This window comes from Pseudophaeobacter profundi (assembly GCF_029697505.1).
Taxonomy (GTDB): Bacteria; Pseudomonadota; Alphaproteobacteria; order Rhodobacterales; family Rhodobacteraceae; genus Pseudophaeobacter; species Pseudophaeobacter profundi.
In genome coordinates, this window is the sequence record NZ_JARJEF010000227.1 from 1 (window position 1) to 277 (window position 277).

Consider the following 277-nt stretch of genomic DNA (forward strand, 5'->3'; position numbering starts at 1 on the left):
TGAATATCCAATAGTTTTTTTTATTGAAGTTTGATTTATACATGAAATTGCTCCAAAAATTGCTCTTAAAATTATTGGAAGAATAATTATTCTTCTATTAATTTGATACAATACTACTAAAGGTGGAATTTTTATAATTGTTAATAATGAAAATAAAGTTCAGTAGCTAATATTGTTAATTATTATTAGTACTCAATTATGGAAGGGAGCAACTCCTAGCTTAATAATTATAGATATTGTTAATATTATTTCATTTATTATGTTATCCCCAACTAAC

Annotated in this window: 1 protein-coding gene; it reads right to left on the reverse strand. The window is 22.4% G+C overall.

Translation table 11 applies throughout. The annotated features are described in order from the left end of the window. Positions 1–138 (reverse strand): proton-conducting transporter transmembrane domain-containing protein (locus tag P2081_RS21300; RefSeq protein ID WP_369011423.1); only part of this gene is annotated, 138 nt, incomplete at its 3' end. Between the last annotated feature and the right edge of the window lie 139 nt (positions 139–277).